Source organism: Streptomyces sp. NPDC091371 (assembly GCF_040684275.1).
In the GTDB taxonomy this organism is placed as follows: domain Bacteria; phylum Actinomycetota; class Actinomycetes; order Streptomycetales; family Streptomycetaceae; genus Streptomyces.
Window position 1 is genome coordinate 1 of record NZ_JBFBFP010000017.1, and the last position, 21,098, is coordinate 21,098.

19 protein-coding genes and 1 pseudogene are annotated in these 21,098 nt (G+C 70.6%); 10 read left to right on the top strand and 10 right to left on the bottom strand.

The genetic code is table 11. From position 1 onward, the window contains the following. Nucleotides 1-523: 523 nt before the first annotated feature. Complete coding sequence (locus AB0O21_RS19820; RefSeq protein WP_365172436.1) at nt 524-1,165, top strand: hypothetical protein; 642 nt, start codon at nt 524-526, stop codon at nt 1,163-1,165. Beyond that, complete coding sequence (locus AB0O21_RS19825; RefSeq protein WP_365172437.1) at nt 1,162-1,968, top strand: hypothetical protein; 807 nt, start codon at nt 1,162-1,164, stop codon at nt 1,966-1,968. The genes AB0O21_RS19820 and AB0O21_RS19825 overlap by 4 nt, the downstream gene beginning before the upstream one ends. 497 nt (nt 1,969-2,465) lie before the next feature. Here AB0O21_RS19825 and AB0O21_RS19830 read toward each other — a convergent pair whose 3' ends face one another. From AB0O21_RS19830 to AB0O21_RS19845, 4 genes and pseudogenes are all read right to left on the bottom strand, one after another. Beyond that, nucleotides 2,466-3,869, bottom strand: a complete 1,404-nt coding sequence (locus AB0O21_RS19830) for an FtsW/RodA/SpoVE family cell cycle protein (protein WP_365172438.1) — start codon at nt 3,867-3,869, stop codon at nt 2,466-2,468. Nucleotides 3,870-4,318: 449 nt separating this feature from the next. Further along, nucleotides 4,319-4,486, bottom strand: a pseudogene (locus AB0O21_RS19835) (RNA-guided endonuclease TnpB family protein); the annotation flags it as partial. A 265-nt stretch (nt 4,487-4,751) separates the two neighbouring features. Next, nucleotides 4,752-5,216, bottom strand: coding sequence for a DUF6234 family protein (locus AB0O21_RS19840; protein WP_365172439.1), 465 nt, complete (start codon nt 5,214-5,216; stop codon nt 4,752-4,754). A 194-nt stretch (nt 5,217-5,410) separates the two neighbouring features. After that, complete coding sequence (locus tag AB0O21_RS19845; RefSeq protein WP_365172440.1) at nt 5,411-5,890, bottom strand: hypothetical protein; 480 nt, start codon at nt 5,888-5,890, stop codon at nt 5,411-5,413. Nucleotides 5,891-6,146: 256 nt separating this feature from the next. Here AB0O21_RS19845 and groES point away from each other — a divergent pair, with 256 nt between their 5' ends. Both groES and groL read left to right on the top strand, forming a co-directional pair. After that, nucleotides 6,147-6,455 (top strand): co-chaperone GroES, encoded by a 309-nt coding sequence (gene groES / locus AB0O21_RS19850; protein ID WP_007265952.1) that lies wholly within the window; start codon nt 6,147-6,149, stop codon nt 6,453-6,455. Nucleotides 6,456-6,567: 112 nt separating this feature from the next. Continuing rightward, nucleotides 6,568-8,196 (top strand): chaperonin GroEL, encoded by a 1,629-nt coding sequence (groL, locus tag AB0O21_RS19855; RefSeq protein WP_365172441.1) that lies wholly within the window; start codon nt 6,568-6,570, stop codon nt 8,194-8,196. A gap of 90 nt (nt 8,197-8,286) precedes the next feature. On the opposite strand, the gene AB0O21_RS19860 is transcribed toward groL, so the two are convergent. The 3 genes from AB0O21_RS19860 to AB0O21_RS19870 all read right to left on the bottom strand — a co-directional run bounded on the left by AB0O21_RS19860 (nt 8,287) and on the right by AB0O21_RS19870 (nt 10,536). Continuing rightward, nucleotides 8,287-8,979, bottom strand: a complete 693-nt coding sequence (locus AB0O21_RS19860) for an ester cyclase (RefSeq protein WP_365172442.1) — start codon at nt 8,977-8,979, stop codon at nt 8,287-8,289. 65 nt (nt 8,980-9,044) lie between these two features. After that, complete coding sequence (locus tag AB0O21_RS19865) at nt 9,045-9,818, bottom strand: SDR family oxidoreductase (protein ID WP_365172443.1); 774 nt, start codon at nt 9,816-9,818, stop codon at nt 9,045-9,047. A gap of 31 nt (nt 9,819-9,849) precedes the next feature. After that, nucleotides 9,850-10,536 carry an MOSC domain-containing protein gene (locus tag AB0O21_RS19870; RefSeq protein WP_365172554.1) on the bottom strand — a complete coding sequence of 229 codons (687 nt, stop codon included), beginning with the start codon at nt 10,534-10,536 and terminating at the stop codon, nt 9,850-9,852. Nucleotides 10,537-10,625: 89 nt separating this feature from the next. On the opposite strand from AB0O21_RS19870, the gene AB0O21_RS19875 reads away from it, so the two are divergent. Then, entirely contained in the window at nt 10,626-11,525 is a 900-nt protein-coding gene (locus AB0O21_RS19875; protein WP_365172444.1) for a LysR family transcriptional regulator, read from the top strand. 163 nt (nt 11,526-11,688) lie between these two features. Here AB0O21_RS19875 and AB0O21_RS19880 read toward each other — a convergent pair whose 3' ends face one another. Next, a complete protein-coding gene (locus tag AB0O21_RS19880; RefSeq protein WP_030027725.1) occupies nt 11,689-12,015 on the bottom strand; it encodes a WhiB family transcriptional regulator in 327 nt (108 codons plus the stop codon). 379 nt (nt 12,016-12,394) lie between these two features. On the opposite strand from AB0O21_RS19880, the gene AB0O21_RS19885 reads away from it, so the two are divergent. From AB0O21_RS19885 to AB0O21_RS19900, 4 genes are all read left to right on the top strand, one after another. Further along, a complete protein-coding gene (locus AB0O21_RS19885; RefSeq protein ID WP_003948568.1) occupies nt 12,395-13,006 on the top strand; it encodes a response regulator transcription factor in 612 nt (203 codons plus the stop codon). A gap of 273 nt (nt 13,007-13,279) precedes the next feature. Continuing rightward, the gene (locus AB0O21_RS19890) at nt 13,280-13,909 is read left to right on the top strand and encodes a sigma-70 family RNA polymerase sigma factor (RefSeq protein WP_266574431.1); all 630 of its coding nucleotides are present in this window, start codon (nt 13,280-13,282) and stop codon (nt 13,907-13,909) included. Between the two features lie 123 nt (nt 13,910-14,032). After that, nucleotides 14,033-15,532 carry an IMP dehydrogenase gene (gene guaB, locus AB0O21_RS19895; RefSeq protein ID WP_365172445.1) on the top strand — a complete coding sequence of 500 codons (1,500 nt, stop codon included), beginning with the start codon at nt 14,033-14,035 and terminating at the stop codon, nt 15,530-15,532. A 144-nt stretch (nt 15,533-15,676) separates the two neighbouring features. Beyond that, nucleotides 15,677-16,801: a GuaB3 family IMP dehydrogenase-related protein gene (locus AB0O21_RS19900; protein ID WP_365172446.1), complete on the top strand. Its 1,125-nt coding sequence runs from the start codon at nt 15,677-15,679 to the stop codon at nt 16,799-16,801. 78 nt (nt 16,802-16,879) lie between these two features. On the opposite strand, the gene AB0O21_RS19905 is transcribed toward AB0O21_RS19900, so the two are convergent. Together AB0O21_RS19905 and AB0O21_RS19910 are read right to left on the bottom strand one after the other, a co-directional pair. Then, the gene (locus tag AB0O21_RS19905) at nt 16,880-17,350 is read right to left on the bottom strand and encodes a hypothetical protein (protein ID WP_365172447.1); all 471 of its coding nucleotides are present in this window, start codon (nt 17,348-17,350) and stop codon (nt 16,880-16,882) included. Between the two features lie 123 nt (nt 17,351-17,473). Then, nucleotides 17,474-18,703: a nucleotide sugar dehydrogenase gene (locus AB0O21_RS19910; protein WP_365172448.1), complete on the bottom strand. Its 1,230-nt coding sequence runs from the start codon at nt 18,701-18,703 to the stop codon at nt 17,474-17,476. Nucleotides 18,704-18,975: 272 nt separating this feature from the next. Between AB0O21_RS19910 and AB0O21_RS19915 the strand changes: the two genes are divergently transcribed. Continuing rightward, nucleotides 18,976-20,682 (top strand): glycerol-3-phosphate dehydrogenase/oxidase, encoded by a 1,707-nt coding sequence (locus AB0O21_RS19915; RefSeq protein ID WP_365172449.1) that lies wholly within the window; start codon nt 18,976-18,978, stop codon nt 20,680-20,682. Nucleotides 20,683-21,098: the final 416 nt, after the last annotated feature.

Sequence of the window (21,098 nt, forward strand, 5' to 3'; positions counted from 1 at the left end):
GTTCGTCGCCCGCGAGATCTACCGCCACCTACCGCACACGACCCCCACCACCACAAAGCACCCACAGACCACTTGACGATCTATAGGAGCTTCAGGCCGGCCCGACACGGAAAGACAAGAGACTGCCGGGAAACCCCCAAAAGAACGGGCCGGGCAGAAAGAGGCAGAAGCGGGTCAGTCAGGGATGTCCGACCCCGTGGGCGAGGGGGCACGCCCCGCCTCGGGCCCTTCCGGGCCGGTTCCCGGACCTGGCAGGCGGCCAGCCTCCGCCAAACCTCGACCACACGGACCTCAGGGCCGGTGGGCGCGTCAAATCGCTACGCGCTCCTCATCGACGGCGTCTGCGACGGTCTGTGGCTGGTCATAGGCCGCCAACGATCGCTACGCGCTTCTCGACGATGGCGTCCGACGGCTGCTCCCGGGGAAGTAGTCCAACGGCCGCTGGCTGTAGGACGATCGCTGACGCTCCGGTCCGTAGCGTCCATGGCAACGCACCAGTCCGCCTGATGACGAGGAGCACGCCATGCGCACCGACGCCACGTCCGCCCCTGCCGCAGCCGTTTCCCGGACGGGAAACACGGCGCCCCGCCGGGCGCTTTTCGCCGGAGTCGGCTTCGCCGTGCTCTTCATCGGCGGGTTAGTGCTGTCCAGCCTGTTGGGAACGGGCATGTACCCGTCGCCGTTCGACTCAGAGGCGGTAGCCGCGTCCTACGTCGCCGCCAACGGGGGCACGGTTCTGGCCCAGGGCGTCATGCACGTGCTGGCGGCCGTCTCGCTGGCGCTGTTCGCGGGATCGGCGGGCAATCGGCGAGTGCGTACGGCGGGTTGGGCGGCTGCGGCCGCACTGGCCGCGTCGGGTCTGCTCAACGTGGTCATCCCGGCCGTCACCGGTGACACCCTGCACACGCTGCACTACCTGACCTTCCTCGCCGGCGGCCAGATCCATGTTCCGCTGCTCGGCCTCCTGGTCGCCGTGGGAACCCGCGCCGCGACGGGGCCGCGCTGGACCACGGTGCTGGGGGTGGTCGCGGCCGGACTGGCCCTGCTGTCGCTCGCCTCGTTCGCGACCGAGGCGGCCATGCTGCTGCTCCCGCTGGGCCGCTTCACCGCGATCCTGTGGATCGTGATCACGGCCGTACGCACCCCGATTACCATCGCCCGGTGATACTCGACGCGGCCTTGGCCGACCTTCAGGGCAAGGGCAGCTCGGAGACCGGTGTGGAACGGGTCCTCGCTGCCGTGATCGACCAGGGCGTGTACGTGCCGGTGCACGACAACGGCTCGCTGTACCTCCTGCTGCGCACCGAGGGCGGCGCTCCGACCCTGCCCGCCTGCGTGAGCGAGGCATGCTGCGCCGAGCACCTGCCGGATGCCGCGGGCAGCGTCTACTGCGACGCGCTGCGGCTGATGGACATCGCCCGGCAGACCGAGGCGGAGCACCTGCTGCTGTTCGCCTCGGACGGGTCGTCCGTCGCCCTCCCGGTCGCGTCACTGTTCCAGGCGATGGCCCAGCGCGGCCTGCAGGGCAACGGGCAGCGGCTCAAACTGACCTGGTCCACCCACCCGCTCGCCGTGGCCCTCCGGGACGCAGCCGCACGCCGACTGCGGGAGTTCCCGAACATCCACTGCGTCTGGGTCTCGCAGGCCCGTTGGCTGGACACCGGTATCGAGAACCTCATGGTGCACATGGCTGTGGACGATGAGCTCCCGTCACAGGCCTCGCAGCAGTTCATGCAGACCCTGCTGGAAGAGGAAGTGACGATGGGCGAGGGGGATCCGGCGATCTCGGCGCTCGCGCTCCATCAGGTCGCCCACGCGGCCGAGATCGCCAACGTCGACCGGAGGGGACTGGACACCATCCGGATCGACCATTCCAGCGGGCGCATCGAGGTGATCTCTCAGCAGTACGACGCCGAAGGGGCTCCCGAGGCCGAGCAGCCTCCGCGCCGTTGGTGGCGCCGGTCCTAGGGTGCGTTGCCGCGCGATCCCGATCGGCCACGGACGGCCGTCGGCCGCCGTCGTCGAGGAGCGCGTAGCGATCGTTGGCGGCTTATGACCAGCCACAGAGCGGTCGCAGACGCCTGATCGAGGAGCGCGTAGCGATTTGATGCGCCCACCCGCCTTGAGGTCCTTGTGGTCGAGGTTTGGCGGTGGTTGGCCGCCTGCCTGGTCCGGGAACCGGCCCGGGAGGGCCCGAGGCAAGGCGCGCCCCCTCGCCCACGGGGCCGGACATCCCTGACTGGGCCGTTGGTCTCTTTCTGCCCGGCCCGTTCTTTTGGGGGTTTCCCGGCAGTCTTCGTTTTTCCGTGGCGGGACGGTCGGTCAAGGGCGGCCGAAGGCCGTCGCGCAGCGACGCGAACGAAGTGAGCGCCCTTGAGGGACCGGCCCGACGCGGAAGGACGATGAGACTGACGGGAAACCCCCAGGACTTCTCTGATTCCGCCCGGCCCGGACCCCGCCAACCCCTACCCCGCCCCCGCCCCCACCACCGGGGTGATCGTGGTTTCCGCCGGGCCCCTTGCGTCCGCCTCGCGTTGGCGTTCCGCGCTGTCGCTGATGCGGAGGAGGAGGGCGATCATGATCCAGTTGGCCAGGAGGGACGAGCCGCCCTTCGCTAGGAAGGGGAGCGCCTTGCCCGTCAGGGGGATCAGGCCCGTGACGCCGCCCGCCACCACGAAGACCTGGAGGGCCAGCGCCGAGGCCAGGCCCACCGCCAGGAGTTTGCCGAAGGGGTCGCGGGCGCCGAGGGCCATGCGCAGGCCGCGTTGCACGAGGAGGGCGTAGATGAGGAGGACGGCCATGACGCCGGCCAGGCCGAGTTCCTCGCCGACCGTGGTGAGGATGAAGTCGCTGCGGCCCGCGAACGCGATGAGCTCCGGATGGCCCATGCCGAGGCCCGTGCCGGTGACGCCGCCCGTGCCGAAGCTGAAGAGGGCCTGTGCGGACTGGTCCGAGGTCACGCCCGGCGGGCGCACCTCCCAGTAGTAGGACAGCGGGTTGAGCCAGGCCGCGACGCGTGCCTTCACGTGCGGCTCCGTCGAGCCCACGACGAAGGCGCCCACCGCCGCCATGAAGAGACCGCACACGATCCAGCTCGTGCGCGCGGTGGCCACGTACAGCATCACCACGAAGACGCCGAAGAAGATCAGCGAGGTGCCCAGGTCGCGCTCGAAGACCAGGACCAGCATCGAGACGATCCACACCGTGATGATGGGGCCGAGCTGGCGCATCGGGGGCAGGCGCATGCCCAGGAACTTGCGGCCGGTGAGGGCCAGGGAGTCCCGGTGGATGACGAGGTAGCCGGCGAAGAAGACCGCGATCATGATCTTCACGAACTCGCCGGGCTGAAGTGAGAAGCCGAAGAGTTTGATCCAGCGCTTCGCGCCGTAGGTGTCGGCACCGAAGAACGCCGGTGCGATCAGCAGCACCAGCGAGACGGCCATCGTGATGTAGATGAACCGCTGCAGCAGCCGGTGGTCGCGCAGCAGGGCCAGCACCACCAGGCAGGCCGCGACCCCGACCACCGTCCACAGCAGCTGCCCGGGCGCGTTCGCGTCGGAGTTGTACCGCTCGATGTAGCCCTGGTCGAGGCGGTGCAGCAGCACCAGGCCCAGCCCCGTGAGCAGCATGGCGAGCGGGAAGATCAGCGGGTCCGCGTAGGCCGCGAACCGGCGCACGCCCAGGTGTCCCACCAGCGACAGCAGCGTCAGGCTGATGGTGAAGCCGGCCAGGTTGGGCGGCAGCTCGTCGTTCATGGCGAGGCCCGCCGCGGCATGGCCGAACACCGCGATGGCGACGACGAAGACGAGGAGCAGCGCCTCGGTGCGGCGGCGCGCGCCGGCCGAGGTGATGGGTTTCAGTCCACGCACGGGATGCCGCCACCGTCCCGGGGGGCGGGTGTCGCCTCACCCGAGGCCTCACCCGAGGCCTCACCCGAGGCCTCACCCGACGCCTCACCCGAGGCCGACGCCGAGGCCGGTGCATGGGCCGGCGACGGCGCCGGGCCCGACGGCGTCCCGGACGGTGCGGCCGGGGATCCGGATGCCTTGGGTCCGATCTGCTCGGCAATGAGGCGCTTTATCTTCATATCGTCTATGACGTTGATGTCCTCCCCATGGTTCCTGCCGAAGCGCTCGATGGGGAGTGTCTTGAATCCTCCCCCTCATGAATGAGGGGGATTCCTACCTCACGCTGCCTGGCGGACCGGCGGTCCGTCGGGTCTTCCGCGATCAGCGGTAGCCGGGGTGAGACCAGCCCGGACGAGCATCACGCGTGCGGAGTTCTTGTCCCTCGGGGAGACGACTCCGCACGCGGCGCACGTGTAATTGAGCGTCGGATCGGCGACCGCCTTCTTCTTGAACTGGGGCATCCCCGCCCGCCGCCGCATCGGCAACCGTGCCTTGATGTCCTTCAAGGCCTTGGCGCGGGAGGCGGCAAAGTCCCGGATGACTTGCTGCTGCGGCACACTGCCACCCGCGCGTAGCCACTCATTCTCACCACGCCAACAGGGCCGTGCCGGCGGCAGCCGACACGCGCAGCCGGAAGGTGCACCGGGCGCGCCCGCCCTCCCTGACCTCCGTCAATGCCCTCATGACGCCAACCTGGAGCCGCGGCCCCCTCCGGTCCCCGGAACCTCGACACGCGACCCGAACGAGTGACCGGCCATCCGCACAGGCCGGCGATCCCCAACCTCAGGAGCTTTCACCTGCCAGAGATCGCCCCAACTCGAGCCATGCCGGATTCCGGTTGGGTCAGCCGCCCGGGCACTCGCTGCTGTCGCCGCCGCTGCGGCACTGGCGGCTGGGCTCGGTGGCGGCGGGGTCGGGCGTCGGAACGCGCGGGAGGGTGGATTCGTACGAGGCGGTCGCCAGCACCAGCATCAGCAGGAGCAGCAGTACGGAGGCCAGGCCTTGCACCGCCGTGCAGAGCGGGGCGCGCAGCCGACGGAACCCGAAGGCGGCCAGCGTGGAGACGGTGCAGAGGAAGCCGAGGAAGAGGAACACCCCTGTGGTGGCGGGGATGCCCTCCCACTGGCGGGCGGTGCTGATGGTGGGTCCGAGCAGGCCGAACTCGGAGACGGAGGCGTAGAGGACGCCGACGATCAGGATCGCCGCCGAGGACGCGCCGGTGATGAGGGCGAGGATGAGGTCCGCGCCCCAGTGCATGGGCGCGCGGTCGCGCGGTGGCCGTGCCGGGTGCGCCGCCTGGTTCGTCATGCCGTGCAGTGTGGTGCGGGGCGGGCGGGGGCGCCAGAGTACGGGTACTCAGCTCGGGCGTTGGTGCGGCTGGCCCCCGCGCGGGCCACTGGGGCTCCGCCCCAGACCCCGCTCCTCAAACGCCGGAGGGGCTGGATTCGGCCGGTGTCGGAGGGTTGGGTGCGGGCCTCGGGGCTCCGCCCCGGGCGCGGGACTCAAACGCCGGAAGGGCTGGATTCGGCCGGGGTGGGTCGGTCGGGGCGGGACGCGTACGCGCGTACCGCCGATGCCGCCGCCCAGGTCGGGAAGGCCAGGGCGAGGGCGCCGGCGGCGCCCGGGCCGAGCCAGACCAGGACGTTGCGCCGTACGGCCGTATCCGCGTCCGGACCGCTGACGGCGACGGGCACCGGGCCGGTCGGCGGGGCGTCGAACACGGTGTCGACCTCGACGCTCCCCAGGGTGAACGAGCCGTCGGTCGCCGTGAAGCTCCCCGTGCAGGTCAGCGCCCGCTCGCCCGCCTGGTACGGGGCCTCCCGGCAGTGCTCCGCGCGGAACGCGCCCTCCACCCCGGTCAGCTGGGTCGCCAGCCGCGGCACCGCGCCCGACAGCAGGTAGATCCCGGCCGCGAGGCCGACGGTGATCGGGATCGCGCGCCGCCACCGCACGCCCGAGCCGCCCGGGCTGGTCCTGGTCATGGCGCGAGCGTAGTGATCCCGAACGCGCGTACGCCCTGCTTTCCGGGGTTCGGAGGCGCGATCCGCGCAACGCCCGACGGCGAGAATTGGCACTCCGCTTGACCGAGTGCTAATCACCGGAATAGTGTCGCACCTGGCACTCGCCCCGGGTGAGTGCCAACACAGCGACAGGCAGGTCCGGCACCCGCGACGACGGATCGACCTGGTCGCCACCTCAGACAGTTAACCCCGGATCTCCGAAGGGGGAGGTCGGATCGTGACGACCGCCAGCTCCAAGGTTGCCATCAAGCCGCTTGAGGACCGCATTGTGGTCCAGCCGCTCGACGCCGAGCAGACCACGGCCTCCGGCCTGGTCATCCCGGACACCGCGAAGGAGAAGCCCCAGGAGGGCGTCGTCCTCGCCGTGGGCCCGGGTCGCTTCGAGGACGGCCAGCGTCTCCCGCTGGACGTCAACGTCGGCGACATCGTGCTGTACAGCAAGTACGGCGGCACCGAAGTGAAGTACAGCGGCGAGGAGTACCTCGTCCTCTCGGCTCGCGACGTGCTCGCGATCGTCGAGAAGTAATTCGCTTCTCCAGTACTGCTTTGAGCTGCGCCCCTGGTCACCCCGCTGATTGCCGGGCGGCGAGGGGCGCAGTTCGTTAAACCCGAGTTTTCGAGAGGGCTGAACCGCTCCCATGGCGAAGATCCTGAAGTTCGACGAGGACGCCCGTCGCGCCCTCGAGCGCGGCGTCAACAAGCTTGCCGACACGGTCAAGGTGACGATCGGCCCCAAGGGCCGCAACGTCGTCATCGACAAGAAGTTCGGCGCGCCCACCATCACCAACGACGGTGTCACCATCGCTCGCGAGGTCGAGCTGGACGACCCGTACGAGAACCTGGGCGCCCAGCTCGTGAAGGAGGTGGCGACCAAGACCAACGACATCGCGGGTGACGGCACCACCACCGCCACCGTGCTGGCCCAGGCGCTGGTCCGCGAGGGTCTGCGCAACGTCGCCGCCGGCGCCTCCCCGGCCGCCCTGAAGAAGGGCATCGACGCCGCGGTCAAGGCCGTGTCCGAGGAGCTCCTCGCGACCGCCCGCCCGATCGAGGACAAGTCCGACATCGCCGCCGTGGCCGCGCTCTCCGCGCAGGACCAGCAGGTCGGCGAGCTCATCGCCGAGGCGATGGACAAGGTCGGCAAGGACGGTGTCATCACCGTCGAGGAGTCCAACACCTTCGGCCTGGAGCTGGAGTTCACCGAGGGCATGGCCTTCGACAAGGGCTACCTCTCCCCGTACATGGTCTCCGACCAGGAGCGTATGGAGGCCGTCCTCGACGACCCGTACATCCTGATCAACCAGGGCAAGATCTCGTCCATCCAGGACCTGCTGCCCCTGCTGGAGAAGGTCATCCAGGCCGGCGGCTCCCGCCCGCTGCTGATCATCGCCGAGGACGTCGAGGGCGAGGCGCTCTCCACCCTCGTCGTCAACAAGATCCGCGGCACCTTCAACGCGGTCGCCGTCAAGGCCCCCGGCTTCGGTGACCGCCGCAAGGCGATGCTCCAGGACATGGCCACCCTCACCGGTGCCACCGTCATCGCCGAGGAGGTCGGCCTCAAGCTCGACCAGGCCGGCCTGGACGTGCTCGGTTCCGCGCGCCGCGTGACCATCTCCAAGGACGACACCACCATCGTCGACGGTGGCGGCAGCCACGACGAGGTCCTCGGCCGCGTCAACCAGATCAAGGCCGAGATCGAGTCCACCGACTCGGACTGGGACCGCGAGAAGCTGCAGGAGCGCCTGGCGAAGCTCGCCGGCGGCGTCTGCGTCATCAAGGTCGGCGCCGCCACCGAGGTGGAGCTCAAGGAGAAGAAGCACCGCCTCGAGGACGCCATCTCGGCGACCCGCGCCGCGGTCGAGGAGGGCATCGTCTCCGGCGGTGGCTCCGCGCTCGTCCACGCCGTGAAGGTGCTGGAGGACAACCTGGGCCTGTCCGGCGACGAGGGCACGGGTGTCGCGGTCGTCCGCCGCGCCGCCGTCGAGCCGCTGCGCTGGATCGCCGAGAACGCCGGTCTCGAGGGTTACGTCATCACCTCGAAGGTCGCCGAGCTCGACAAGGGCCAGGGCTTCAACGCCGCCACCGGCGAGTACGGCGACCTGGTCAAGGCCGGCGTCATCGACCCGGTGAAGGTCACCCGCTCCGCGCTGGAGAACGCCGCCTCCATCGCCTCCCTGCTGCTCACGACCGAGACCCTGGTCGTCGAGAAGCCGGCGGAGGAAGAGGCCGAGGCCGGTCACGGCCACGGTCACGGCCACAGCCACTGACGCTGTCGCACGGACAAGAAGGCCCCCGCACCGCCGTTTCGTACGGCGGGGCGGGGGCCTTCCCGTTGCCGGTGGCCGGGTGAGCGGTCGTCAGGACTGCATGCCCAGCTGTCGCATCAGGCCCATGGCGTCGTAGTGCCACCAGGCTTCCTTGATCATGCCGTCCTCACATCGGAAGACAGTGGTGCCGGTCATCGTGCAGGTCTTGCCGGTGGGGGCCATGCCCATGAACTCGCCCGTGTGCTTGCCCGTGAAGGTCCACAGCGTGGTGACGTAGTCGTCCTGCGCCATCTGGGCGTCCTTGGTGAAGCTGAAGTCGAAGGCGCTCCGCCACATCTCGCTGTCCTCGCGGATGGCCGCGTGGCCCATCTTGTCCACGGGGTTGCTGATGTCGTGGTCGTGGTAGTCCTCCGCGAAGATCTCCGGGATGACGGACATGTCGCCCTTCATTGCGATGTCCTCGAACATCCGGTTCACGAGCATCGTGTTGGTGTGCTCGTCCCGTACGACGTCCAGGTTGGTGAAGGTCGGCATCCCGTCGCAGAGGGCCACCATCTCCTTGAACATTCGGTCCGTCTCGGGGAGGTTCGAGTTCTTCATGGCCTCTTCGTACGACGGGAACTCGACCACGTCGACGTAGTGGTTCTCGGACTCGCGGTCCTTCCCCACGATGCTGTGGGTCAGCGTGCGCTTCCCCTGGCTCTGCGCGACGTACTTGTCGAGGAGCGCGTTCAGGGCCTCGGGCTGCTTGGTCTCGTAATCGACTATCTGTACGAATGTCATGGTGTCTCCCGGGCTGGATGGGGCACATCCAGTTTAGGGAGAATCCACCCATTCGGCCCGGTTTGTCACTGGGGTCCGTACTTGCGCCCCGTACGCGAGGACACCCCGCCGAGCAGCCCGCGCGGGGCCAGCTTCACCACGCCCATCAGCGCCTTGTAGCGGGGGTCCGGGATGGAGACCGTCTTGCCCCGGGCCAGGTCGGCCAGGGCCGCAGCCACCAGCTTGTCGGCGTCGAGCCACATCCAGTTGGGGATGTTGTCGGTGCCCATGCCGGCCCGCTGGTGGAACTCGGTCCGTACGAATCCAGGGCACAGCGCCATCAGCCGCACCCCGGAACCCGCCAGGTCCTTCGCCGCGCCCTGGGTGAACTGCACGACCCACGCCTTGCTGGCCCCGTACGTGCCGCGCGGCACGAAGGCCGCGACCGAGGCCACGTTGATCACGCCGCCGCGGCCGCGCGAGCGCATCGATTCCGTGGCCGCCGAGGTCAGGCGCAGCACGGCCTCGATGTGCACCTTCAGCATCGTCAGTTCGTCGGCCATGGAGACTTCGAGGTAGCGGCCCTTGTTGCCGAAGCCCGCGTTGTTGACCAGCAGGTCGACCGGGTGCTTGCGGTCGGCCAGCCGCGCCTCGACGGCCTCGATGCCCGCCTCCGTGGAGAGGTCGGCGGTGAGCACCTCGGCCTCGATGCCGTGCCGGTCGTGCAGTTCGGTGGCCTGTTCGCCGAGCCGCTTGGTGTCGCGCGCCACCAGCACCAGGTTGTGCCCCTGGGCGGCGAGCCGCCTGGCGAAGGCGGCGCCGATGCCCGCCGTGGATCCCGTAATCAACGCAGTCGTCATAGGCGCAACCTAGCGGCCCCGGGTGACGGCTCTACGGCGCCCCGTCACCCGCCCCGTACTTCTCCATGTACGCGCGCACCTGGTCGTGGGACTCCGGATCCATCGCCTCGCCCGCGGCCAGGGTGCGGGGCATCAGCCCGCGCTCGGTGGTGAAGGCGCGGAACCAGAACTCCACGGTCACCTCGTGGTCCGGGCGGTGGATGATCTCGATGGGGTCGCCGGGGGAGACCGAACCCTCCTCGATCACGCGCAGGTACGCGCCCGGCCGCCGCTCCTGGGTGAACCTCTTGACCCACGAGCTCTCCCCGACGGCCCCCTGGAAGGTCCGGCACGGGACACGGGCCGAGGCCACCTCGAGGACGAGGTCCGCGCCGACCCGCCAGCGCTCGCCGAGCAGCGCGCCGGTCACGTCGATGCCGGAGGTGGTGAAGTTCTCGCCGAAGATCCCGCCGGGCAGCTCGCGGCCCAGCGCGGCCTCCCACAGGTCGAGGTCCTCGCGGGCGTACGCGTAGACGGCCTGGTGGTCGCCGCCGTGGTAGCGCCGGTCGCAGACGGCGTCGCCCTCCAGGCCGCTGCCGAGGCCGGTGGCCATCGGGCCGGGGGCGAAGACGCGGACCGGCCCGGGGACCGGGCGCTTGCCGTGGCCCGTCACCCCGCCTTCGGCGTCGGTGTAGTCGACGGCCGTCGCGCGGCCGAGGTTCACGGAGATGAGCTGCATGGGACCCATGCCGAACACGCTAGCCGAGCAGACCCAAAGCGTCACGGGGATATGCGCGCGACGACCAAAGCGGGGCTTATGCTCGAAGGGTGATCGAGGCTCGTCATCTCCGGGTTCTGCGCGCCGTCGCCGGGACCGGTTCCTTTTCCGCCGCCGCCCGCGAACTGGGCTGCACCCAGCCGGCCGTCTCCCAGCAGATGAAGGCGCTGGAGCAGTCGGCCGGCACCCCGCTGCTCATCCGCACCGGCCGCGAGATGCGGCTGACCCAGGCCGGTGAGGCCCTGGTCCGGCACGCCGCCGGCATCCTCGCCGGGCTGACGGCGGCCGAGGAGGAGGTCGCGGCCATCGCCGGGCTGCGCGCGGGCCGGGTCCGCCTCGTCTCCTTCCCCAGCGGCAGCTCCACGCTCGTGCCGACCGCGCTCGCGGCGATGCGGGCCGAGCACCCGGGCACCCGTATCTCCCTGGTCGAGGCCGAGCCGCCGCGCTCGGTGGAGATGCTGCGCGAGGGCGACTGCGACCTGGCGCTGGCCTTCCGGTACGGCGGGGCGGCCGGGTCGGCCGCGGAGTGGGCGGACCTGGTGGTGCGGCCGCTGCTCACCGACCGGCTCGTCGGGCTGGTCCCCGAGGGGCACCGGCTGGCCGGAGCCGAGCGGGTGAGCATGGCGGAGCTGTCCGACGAGCCCTGGATCGCGGGCTGCCCGCGCTGCCGCCGCCATCTGGTGGAGGTGTGCGAGGGCGCGGGCTTCACCCCGCGCATCGACTTCGCCACCGACGACTACCCGGCGGTGGTCGGCCTCGTCGGCGCCGGGCTGGGCGTCGCGGTGCTGCCGGAGCTCGCGGTGGAGTCCGTACGGGCCAAGGGCGTGAGCACGCTGGCCGTGGAGCCCGCCGTCGAGCGGGAGGTCGTGGCGCTGACCCTGCCCGACCTGGCCAGGGTGCCGGCGGTGGCCGCGACCCTGGCCGAGCTGGAGCGGGCCGCCACGCGTTGACCGTACGCGCGCGGATGCGGTGCGTACGGCCGAACGCGTGGGGTGCGGGCCCGGAGTCGCGACACGCCCGGGCATGATCAGTCGTTCGGGGGGATTCGGAGGATCCGGGCGGGCCCGGCGGATTCGAAGAAACGTTCCTTCGGACGCTTCGGCTCGTGTGCCGTCAGTGCGGCGCGATCGGTCCGATCGCACTCGACGCGGGGATCAGGCGATGCCGGGCGCGGCCCATCAGTTCCTCGCGCTCGTCCTCGGTGAGGCCGCCCCACACTCCGTAGGGCTCGCGGACGGCGAGTGCGTGCGCGGCGCATTCCGAACGCACCGGGCATCTCATGCAGACCTCTTTAGCCGAGGCCTCGCGCGCGCTCCTGGCCGCGCCCCGCTCACCTTCCGGGTGGAAGAAGAGGGAGCTGTCGACCCCGCGGCAGGCGGCGAGCAGCTGCCAGTCCCACAGGTCGGCGTTCGGTCCGGGGAGGCGGGAGAAATCTGCCATTGGGAGTCCTCTTGGTGCCGGTACTGAGGCGGATACGGTCCATGTCTCCACACCTACTGTCGTAGTAGATGTAAATATGACTCATTGGGAATCTAGCCTCAGACATGCGCCAAAGGGAAGGAAAGCCGCCAAATAGGGCATAGCTCCAGATGGAGGACAGATGGCTTGTGGCGCCCGTGTCGTGATCGGTTCCTCACGTAGAGTGCCGAAGGTGTCCGTCCGACCCGTAACTCTTTCGAGTGACCATCGTTGAGAGAGCGAGTGCGGTTGAACCAAGAAGTTCCCGGACAGATGTCCGAGGACGTCGACCGCACAGGTGACGATACGTACCAGCCTGGAGGCTCAAGGTGACGCGCATCAGCAGCTGCGGAGGGCGGTCATGACTTCCGTCCTCGTCTGCGACGACTCCCCGCTTGCCCGAGAGGCGCTCCGTCGCGCGGTTGCCACCGTGCCCGGCGTCGAGCGTGTGACGACGGCTGCCAACGGCGAGGAAGTCCTCCGCCGCTGGGGTGCCGACCGCTCCGACCTGATTCTGATGGATGTACGGATGCCCGGGCTCGGCGGTGTGGAGACGGTTCGCCGGCTGCTCTCGGCCGACCCCGGCGCCCGCATCATCATGCTGACGGTCGCCGAGGACCTGGACGGCGTGGCCCTCGCGGTCGCCGCCGGCGCCCGGGGCTATCTGCACAAGGACGCCTCGCGCGCCGAACTGCGGGCCACGGTCACCCAGGCACTCGCCGACCCGACCTGGCGACTGGCCCCGCGCCGGCTCCGCTCGGCCGAGATGGGCGCCGCGCCCACGCTCACCGCGCGCGAGATCCAGGTGCTGGAGGGCATGAGCCACGGCCGGTCCAACGCGGAGATCGGGCGCGAGCTCTTCCTCTCCGAGGACACGGTCAAGACGCACGCCCGCCGGCTGTTCAAGAAGCTCGGCGCCTCGGACCGCGCGCACGCCGTTGCGCTCGGCTTCCGCTGGGGCCTCGTGCGCTGACCGACCCCGACGATGACGAGCCCCGCCGTACCCGGTGCGCACCCGGGGGTTGGCGGGGCACAATCCGGGGGACGTGTCGCTTCGTGCGCGATGCCGCATCCTTGAGGGTGTGCCGCATTCTTGGAGATGTGGGATCCCCGTCCTCGGGGATCATTCGGCCGAGCGGGAGGGGAGGGCGCAAGCATGAGTTCAGGCGCACCCGCTCATAACGCTTCGACGCACGAAACGGGCCGCGGTGCCACGGATCCCCCGGCGCCAAGGCACCATGGATTGATGCGCGACGACGAGGCCCTGGGGTCACCCGCGGCCACAGGCCCCACCGGCGCCGCCAAGGGCGGCAGTGCCGGGGCCGTCAGCGCGCTCGTACGCCGGGCCGTGGAGGGCGACGAGCAGGCCACGCACGACCTGCTCGCCTTCGTGCACCCCCTTGCCATCCGCTACTGCCGCACCCGGCTCTCGCGGCTCCCGGGTGACGCCCGCCACTTCGTCGAGGACCTCGCGCAGGAGGTCTGCGTCGCCGTCCTGATGGCCCTGCCCCGCTACCGGGACACCGGTCGGCCCTTCGAGGCCTTCGTCTTCGCCATCGCCGCGCACAAGGTCGCCGACCTCCAGCGGGCCGCCATGCGGCATCCGGGCAGCACGGCCGTGCCGTCCGACGAGATGCCGGAGCGGCCCGACGACTCGCTGGGGCCGGAGGAGCGGGCGCTGCTGAGCAGTGACGCCGCATGGGCCAAGAAGCTGCTGGCCAACCTGCCGGAGAACCAGCGCGAGCTCCTCGTGCTGCGGGTGGCCGTCGGGCTGACCGCGGAGGAGACCGGGCAGATGCTCGGCATGTCCCCCGGCGCGGTGCGCGTGGCCCAGCACAGGGCGCTCAGCCGGCTGCGCGCGCTCGCCGAGCAGTAAAACCCGCCGCAAAACTTGTAGCAACATACGAAAATCGGCGTCGATCTTCATCGTGGAATGAGACGCGACGGGATCCCGTTAGCATGGACATCCGCGCTGAGCAAGACCATTTGGGAAGGTGTCATGACTGCCGACGGAGTGCCCGACAAATTCGCCACGCTCGGACTGACCTACGACGACGTGCTGCTGCTGCCGGGCGCGTCGGACATGGCCCCGGACGAGATCGACACCTCTTCCCTCATCTCGCGCAACGTGCGCGTGAACGTTCCGCTGCTCTCCGCAGCCATGGACAAGGTCACCGAGTCCCGGATGGCCATCGCGATGGCCCGCCAGGGCGGCGTCGGCGTCCTGCACCGCAACCTCTCCATCGCCGACCAGGCCAACCAGGTCGACCTGGTCAAGCGCTCCGAGTCCGGCATGGTCACCGACCCGATCACCGTGCACCCGGACGCGACCCTGCGCGAGGCCGACGAGCTCTGCGCGAAGTTCCGCATCTCCGGCGTCCCGGTCACCGACCCGGCCGGCAAGCTGCTGGGCATCGTCACCAACCGCGACATGGCCTTCGAGTCGGACCGCAGCCGCCAGGTGCGCGAGGTCATGACCCCGATGCCGCTGGTCACGGGCAAGGTCGGCATCTCCGGCGTGGACGCCATGGAGCTGCTGCGCCGCCACAAGATCGAGAAGCTTCCGCTGGTCGACGACGCGGGCATCCTCAAGGGCCTCATCACGGTCAAGGACTTCGTCAAGGCCGAGAAGTACCCGAACGCCGCCAAGGACAAGGACGGCCGGCTGCTCGTCGGCGCCGCCGTCGGTGTCGCGGGCGACGCGTACGAGCGCGCCCAGGCCCTGATCGAGGCGGGCGCCGACTTCATCGTCGTCGACACCGCCCACGGCCACTCCCGGCTGGTCGGCGACATGGTCGCGAAGATCAAGTCGAACTCCTCCGTCGACGTCATCGGCGGCAACGTCGCCACCCGCGACGGCGCCCAGTCGCTGATCGACGCCGGCTGCGACGGCATCAAGGTCGGCGTCGGCCCCGGCTCCATCTGCACCACCCGCGTGGTCGCCGGCATCGGCGTCCCGCAGGTCACCGCCATCTACGAAGCCGCCCTCGCCGCCAAGGCCGCGGGCGTCCCGGTCATCGGCGACGGCGGCCTCCAGTACTCCGGCGACATCGCGAAGGCCCTGGTCGCCGGCGCCGACACGGTGATGCTCGGCTCGCTGCTCGCGGGCTGCGAGGAGTCCCCGGGCGAGCTGCTCTTCATCAACGGCAAGCAGTTCAAGTCGTACCGAGGCATGGGCTCGCTCGGCGCCATGCAGACCCGCGGCGACCGCAAGTCCTTCTCCAAGGACCGCTACTTCCAGGAGGGCGTGGGCGGCGACGACAAGCTCATCCCCGAGGGCATCGAAGGCCAGGTGCCCTACCGCGGCCCGCTCGCGGCGGTCGTGCACCAGCTGGTCGGCGGCCTGCGCCAGTCGATGTTCTACGTCGGCGGCCGCACCGTCCCCGAGCTGCAGGACCGGGGCCGCTTCGTCCGGATCACCTCGGCGGGGCTCAAGGAGAGCCACCCGCACGACATCCAGATGACCGTGGAAGCACCGAACTACTCCCGCAAGGGCTGAGTGACGTACGGCTGAAGGGGCGGGCCCGCGCGGGCCCGCCCCTTCGCCGTGCCAGGCGGTACGTCCGTACAGCGGTCACGGGAACGCGGCTCTCCGGGGTTCGGGGATACTGGACGGGCAGACCCAGAGGAAAGGCCACCACACGTGACTGAGATCGAGATCGGGCGCGGCAAGCGCGGCCGCAGGGCGTACGCGTTCGACGACATCGCCATCGTCCCGAGCCGGCGTACCCGGGACCCGAAGGAGGTCTCGATCGCCTGGCAGATCGACGCGTACCGCTTCGAGCTCCCCTTCCTGGCCGCCCCCATGGACTCGGTCGTCTCCCCGCAGACCGCGATCCGCATCGGCGAGCTCGGCGGCCTCGGCGTGCTGAACCTCGAAGGCCTGTGGACCCGGTACGAGGACCCGCAGCCGCTGCTCGACGAGATCGCGGAGCTGGACGAGGCCACCGCCACGCGCCGCCTCCAGGAGATCTACGCCGCCCCGATCCAGGCGGACCTGATCCGGCAGCGCATCAAGGAGGTGCGCGACTCGGGCGTCGTCACCGCCGCCGCGCTCTCCCCGCAGCGCACCGCCGAGTTCTCCAAGGCGGTCGTCGACGCCGGCGTGGACATCTTCGTGATCCGCGGCACCACGGTGTCCGCCGAGCACGTCTCGGGCGCCGCCGAGCCGCTGAACCTGAAGCAGTTCATCTACGAGCTCGACGTCCCCGTCATCGTGGGCGGCTGCGCCACCTACACGGCGGCCCTGCACCTGATGCGCACCGGCGCCGCGGGCGTCCTGGTCGGCTTCGGCGGCGGCGCCGCGCACACCACGCGCAACGTGCTCGGCATCCAGGTCCCGATGGCCACCGCCGTCGCGGACGTGGCCGCGGCCCGCCGCGACTACATGGACGAGTCCGGCGGCCGCTACGTGCACGTCATCGCCGACGGCGGCGTGGGCTGGTCGGGCGACATCCCGAAGGCCGTGGCCTGCGGCGCCGACGCCGTGATGATGGGCTCCCCGCTGGCCCGCGCCACCGACGCGCCCGGCCGGGGCAACCACTGGGGCATGGAGGCCGTCCACGAGGACGTGCCGCGCGGCAAGAAGGTCAACCTCGGCACGGTCGGCACCACCGAGGAGATCCTCACCGGCCCGTCGCACACCCCGGACGGCTCGATGAACATCTTCGGCGCGCTGCGCCGCTCGATGGCCACGACCGGCTACAGCGAGCTCAAGGAGTTCCAGCGGGTCGAGGTCACGGTCGCGGACTCGCAGCACAGCCGCTGACCGTTCTTCCGTACGTACGCCGGAGGGCCGGCACCCCGTGTGGGGTGCCGGCCCTCCGGCGTGTGCGGGGCCGCTGCGTCAGCTGCCGGCCTTGCGGGCGGTCTGGAACGCCGCGTATGCGCCGAAACCGTAGAACAGGACCGAGATCGGGTCGAAGTTGTCGATGTAGTACTGGTTCAGGTTGGCGAGCTCGCTGGTGAACAGCTCGGCAATCGGGATCGCTTCGTGCTTGGAGACGTAGATCGCCGCGGCGAGGAGGTAGCCGAAGTAGACGCCGCCGAGCGTCAGCAGGGCGCTGATGACGGGGAGGATCGGGTTGCGGCCGCCGAGGCGGACGGCGACGAGGCCGACGAGGAGTCCGACAGCGGCCGCTGCGTAGCCGATCTGGTACTCGATGGCACCCATGAGGCCGCCGTATGCCGCGCCCGCGGCAAGCGCGGTCACAGCGGCCGCGGCGATGCCGAGGCCGATGTTGCCGGGGCGCGCGGCCGGGGCGGCGGGCGCCTCGGTGAAGGAGTCGGGCGCCGGAGGCTGGAAGTTCTGGCTCATGAGAGATCCCCCCCAGGGAATCGTGGGCACACGTGTCCTGGGGGACGTATGTGCGAGATAAGGAAGTGACGCCGCAGGCTAGCAGCAGCCCATGACGTCCGTGAGGGGGAATTTTCGACGGGTTCAGAGCCGGTGGGCCGCGCCCGCGGGGCTGGCGCCGCGGGTGTCCAGCAGCAACTGGGCCTTCACCGCGAGGCCTTGCAGGTCGTACGTGCGGTGGTGCTGCAGCAGGATCGTCAGGTCGGCGTTGGCGGCCGCCTCGTACAACGATTCGGCCCGGGGGACCGGCTGGTCCCGCACCCGCCAGCCCGCGACATACGGGTCGTGGTAGCTGATCAGCGCACCCAGGTCGAGGAGGCGGCCGGCGATCTCGCGGGCCGGGGAGCCCTCCTGGTCGGCGAGGTCGGGCTTGTAGGTGACGCCCAGGAGGAGGACGCGGGCGCCGCGCGCGGACTTGCCGTGCTCGTTGAGCAGGGTGGCGGAGCGCTGGATGACGTACTGCGGCATCCGGTTGTTGATCTCCTGCGCCAGGCCGACCATGCGCAGGGGGTGGCCGGGGGTGCGGGTGGTGTGGGGGAGGTAATTGGGGTCGAGGGGGACGCCGTGGCCGCCGACGCCGGGTCCGGGGCGGAACGCCTGGAAGCCGTACGGCTTGGTCTCGGCGCACCGGATGACGTCCCACAGGTCGACGCCCAGGTCGTGGCAGAGGACCGCCATCTCGTTCATGAGGGCGATGTTGACGTGCCGGTAGTTCGTTTCGAGCAGCTGGACCGTCTCCGCTTCGCGCAGACCGCGGGCGCGGACCACCTTCTCGGCGAGGCGGGCGTAGAAGGCGTGCGCGGACTCGGTGCAGGCGGGGGTGAGGCCGCCGATCACCTTCGGGGTGTTGGAGATGGTGTGGGTCCGGTTCCCCGGGTCCAGGCGGCTGGGGGAGTAGGCCAGGTGGAAGTCCCGGCCGGCCCGGAGTCCGGAGCCCGCTTCGAGGATGGGGCGGAGGTATTCCTCGGTGACGCCCGGGTGGACGGCGGATTCGAGGATGACCGTCGTATGCGGGCGCAGGCGGGCGGCGAGCGCGCGGCCGGCCTCGCCGACGGCCGAGAGGTCGAGGGCGCGGTCTGCGCCGAGGTGCGTGGGGGCGCAGATGACGGCGGTGCGGACCCGGCCGAGCTCGGCGGGGTTGGTGGTGACCCGGAAGCCCGCCGCCGACATGCGGCGGATCTCGGCGGCGGTGAGGGTGGAGTCCGTGACCGGACCGCTGTCGTAGCCGACCGTCTCGATTCCGGCGGCGACGGCCGCCTGGGCGAGGGGGAGGCCGAGGTGGCCGAGTCCGATGACGGCGAGGTCTGCGGGCATGGGGGTGCCGTCCCTTCCCTGACACGAGGGGGATGTGCGCCGGGGGCCGGTGGACGGAAAGGCCACGCAGGAGCTGGCGCAATGTCAGACTAGGCGTATATATGACAGATATGTCGCATTCCGGGGTGAAGGTCGCCGTGTGTTGTCCACAGGCGGTGGCTGATGTGGGTGCGGCCGGTCAGAATCGTGAAAACGGGGATGTGAGCGGGATCACCCGCACTGCGCGGGCACGTCCGCATGACGCGGGAACACCGCACCAACGGGAGGCAGCCGTGAGGACAGCGACACTGGGGCCGGTGCAGCGCGCCGAGGCCCTCGCCCGGATGGCCGAACGGGAACTGGACGTCCTGGTCGTCGGCGCGGGCGTGGTCGGCGCAGGCACCGCGCTCGACGCCGTGACCCGGGGCCTGTCGACCGGCCTGGTGGAAGCCCGCGACTGGGCCTCAGGCACGTCCAGCCGCTCCAGCAAGCTGATCCACGGCGGCCTGCGGTACCTGGAGATGCTCGACTTCGCCCTCGTCCGCGAGGCGCTGAAGGAGCGCGGCCTGCTGCTGGGGCGCCTCGCCCCGCACCTGGTGAAGCCGGTGCCGTTCCTGTACCCCTTGCAGCACAAGGGCTGGGAGCGGTTCTACGCGGGCTCGGGCGTCGCGCTGTACGACGCCATGTCCGTCTCCAGCGGCCACGGGCGCGGCCTGCCCGTGCACCGGCACCTCTCGCGCAAGCGGGCCCTGCGGGTGGCACCGGCGCTGCGCAAGGACGCGCTGGTGGGGGCCCTGCAGTACTACGACGCCCAGATGGACGACGCGCGGTACGTCGCCACGCTGGTGCGCACGGCCGCGGCGTACGGGGCGCACTGCGCCAACCGGGCGAGGGTGGTCGGCTTCCTGCGCGAGGGCGAACGGGTGGTCGGCGCGCGGGTGCGGGATGTGGAGGGCGGGGGCGAGTACGAGGTCCGCGCGAAGCAGGTGGTGAACGCGACGGGCGTGTGGACGGACGACACCCAGGCGCTGATCGGGGAGCGCGGGCAGTTCCACGTGCGGGCCTCGAAGGGCATCCACCTGGTCGTGCCGAAGGACCGGATCCATTCGAGCACCGGGCTGATCCTGCGGACCGAGAAGTCCGTGCTGTTCGTCATCCCGTGGGGCCGGCACTGGATCATCGGGACCACGGACACCGACTGGGACCTCGACAAGGCGCACCCGGCGGCGTCCAGCGCGGACATCGACTACCTGCTGGAGCACGTCAACTCGGTGCTGGCGGTCCCGCTGACGCGGGACGACGTCCAGGGCGTGTACGCGGGCCTGCGGCCGCTGCTGGCCGGGGAGTCGGACGCGACGAGCAAGCTCTCGCGCGAGCACACGGTGGCCCACCCGGTGCCGGGGCTGGTGGTGGTCGCCGGCGGCAAGTACACGACGTACCGGGTGATGGCCAAGGACGCCGTCGACGAGGCGGTGCACGGGCTGGACCAGCGGGTCGCGGAGTGCGTCACGGAGGACGTGCCGCTGGTGGGGGCCGAGGGGTACCACGCGCTGTGGAACGCGCGGGCGCGGATCGCGGCCCGGGCGGGACTCCATGTGGTGCGGATCGAGCACCTGTTGAACCGGTACGGGTCGCTGACCGAGGAACTCCTCGACCTGATCGCCGCCGACCCGGGGCTGGCGGATCCGGTGGCCGGCGCGGAGGACTACCTGCGCGCGGAGATCGTGTACGCAGCCTCGCACGAGGGGGCGCGGCACCTGGACGACGTACTGACCCGGCGGACCCGGATCTCGATCGAGACCTTCGACCGCGGGACGCGGTCGGCGCGGGAGTGCGCGGAGTTGATGGCGCCGGTGCTGGGGTGGGACAAGCAGCAGATCGAGAAGGAAGTGGAGCACTACGAGAAGCGGGTCCAGGCGGAGCGGGAATCGCAGCGCCAGCCGGACGACCAGACGGCGGACGCGGCGCGGCTCGGGGCGCCCGACATCGTTCCGTTGTAACTCCGCGATGCGGAAGGGGGAACCGCGGACCCGGGGCGCCCGTCCGTTGCGGAGTGAGGAAGAATGAGGTTTCTGCCGGGGCGGGTTACGACGGACCCCGGCGGCTTCCGGGGCAGTCGGGGCAGGCTGCAGGAACGCAGAGGGGACGCATGTCGAAGCCGGAGCACGGGACCGGGACGCCTGCGGCGAAGCCCGACGATGAGGGGGCTGCGGCTCCGGCCGCGTCGGCGGGTTCGCCTGCCGGGGCGCCTGCGGCGTTGCCCGAGGGTGCCGGGACGCCTGCGGCGGGCCTGAAAGCCGGGGCCGAGCCGGAGGACGCTCCCGCGCCGGGCGCGGAACCCGAGGATGCGAAGCCTGCTGACGGTGCGAAGGCCGCGTCCAGTGGGGCGCCTGCGGCTCCCGCGGGTGCCAAGTCG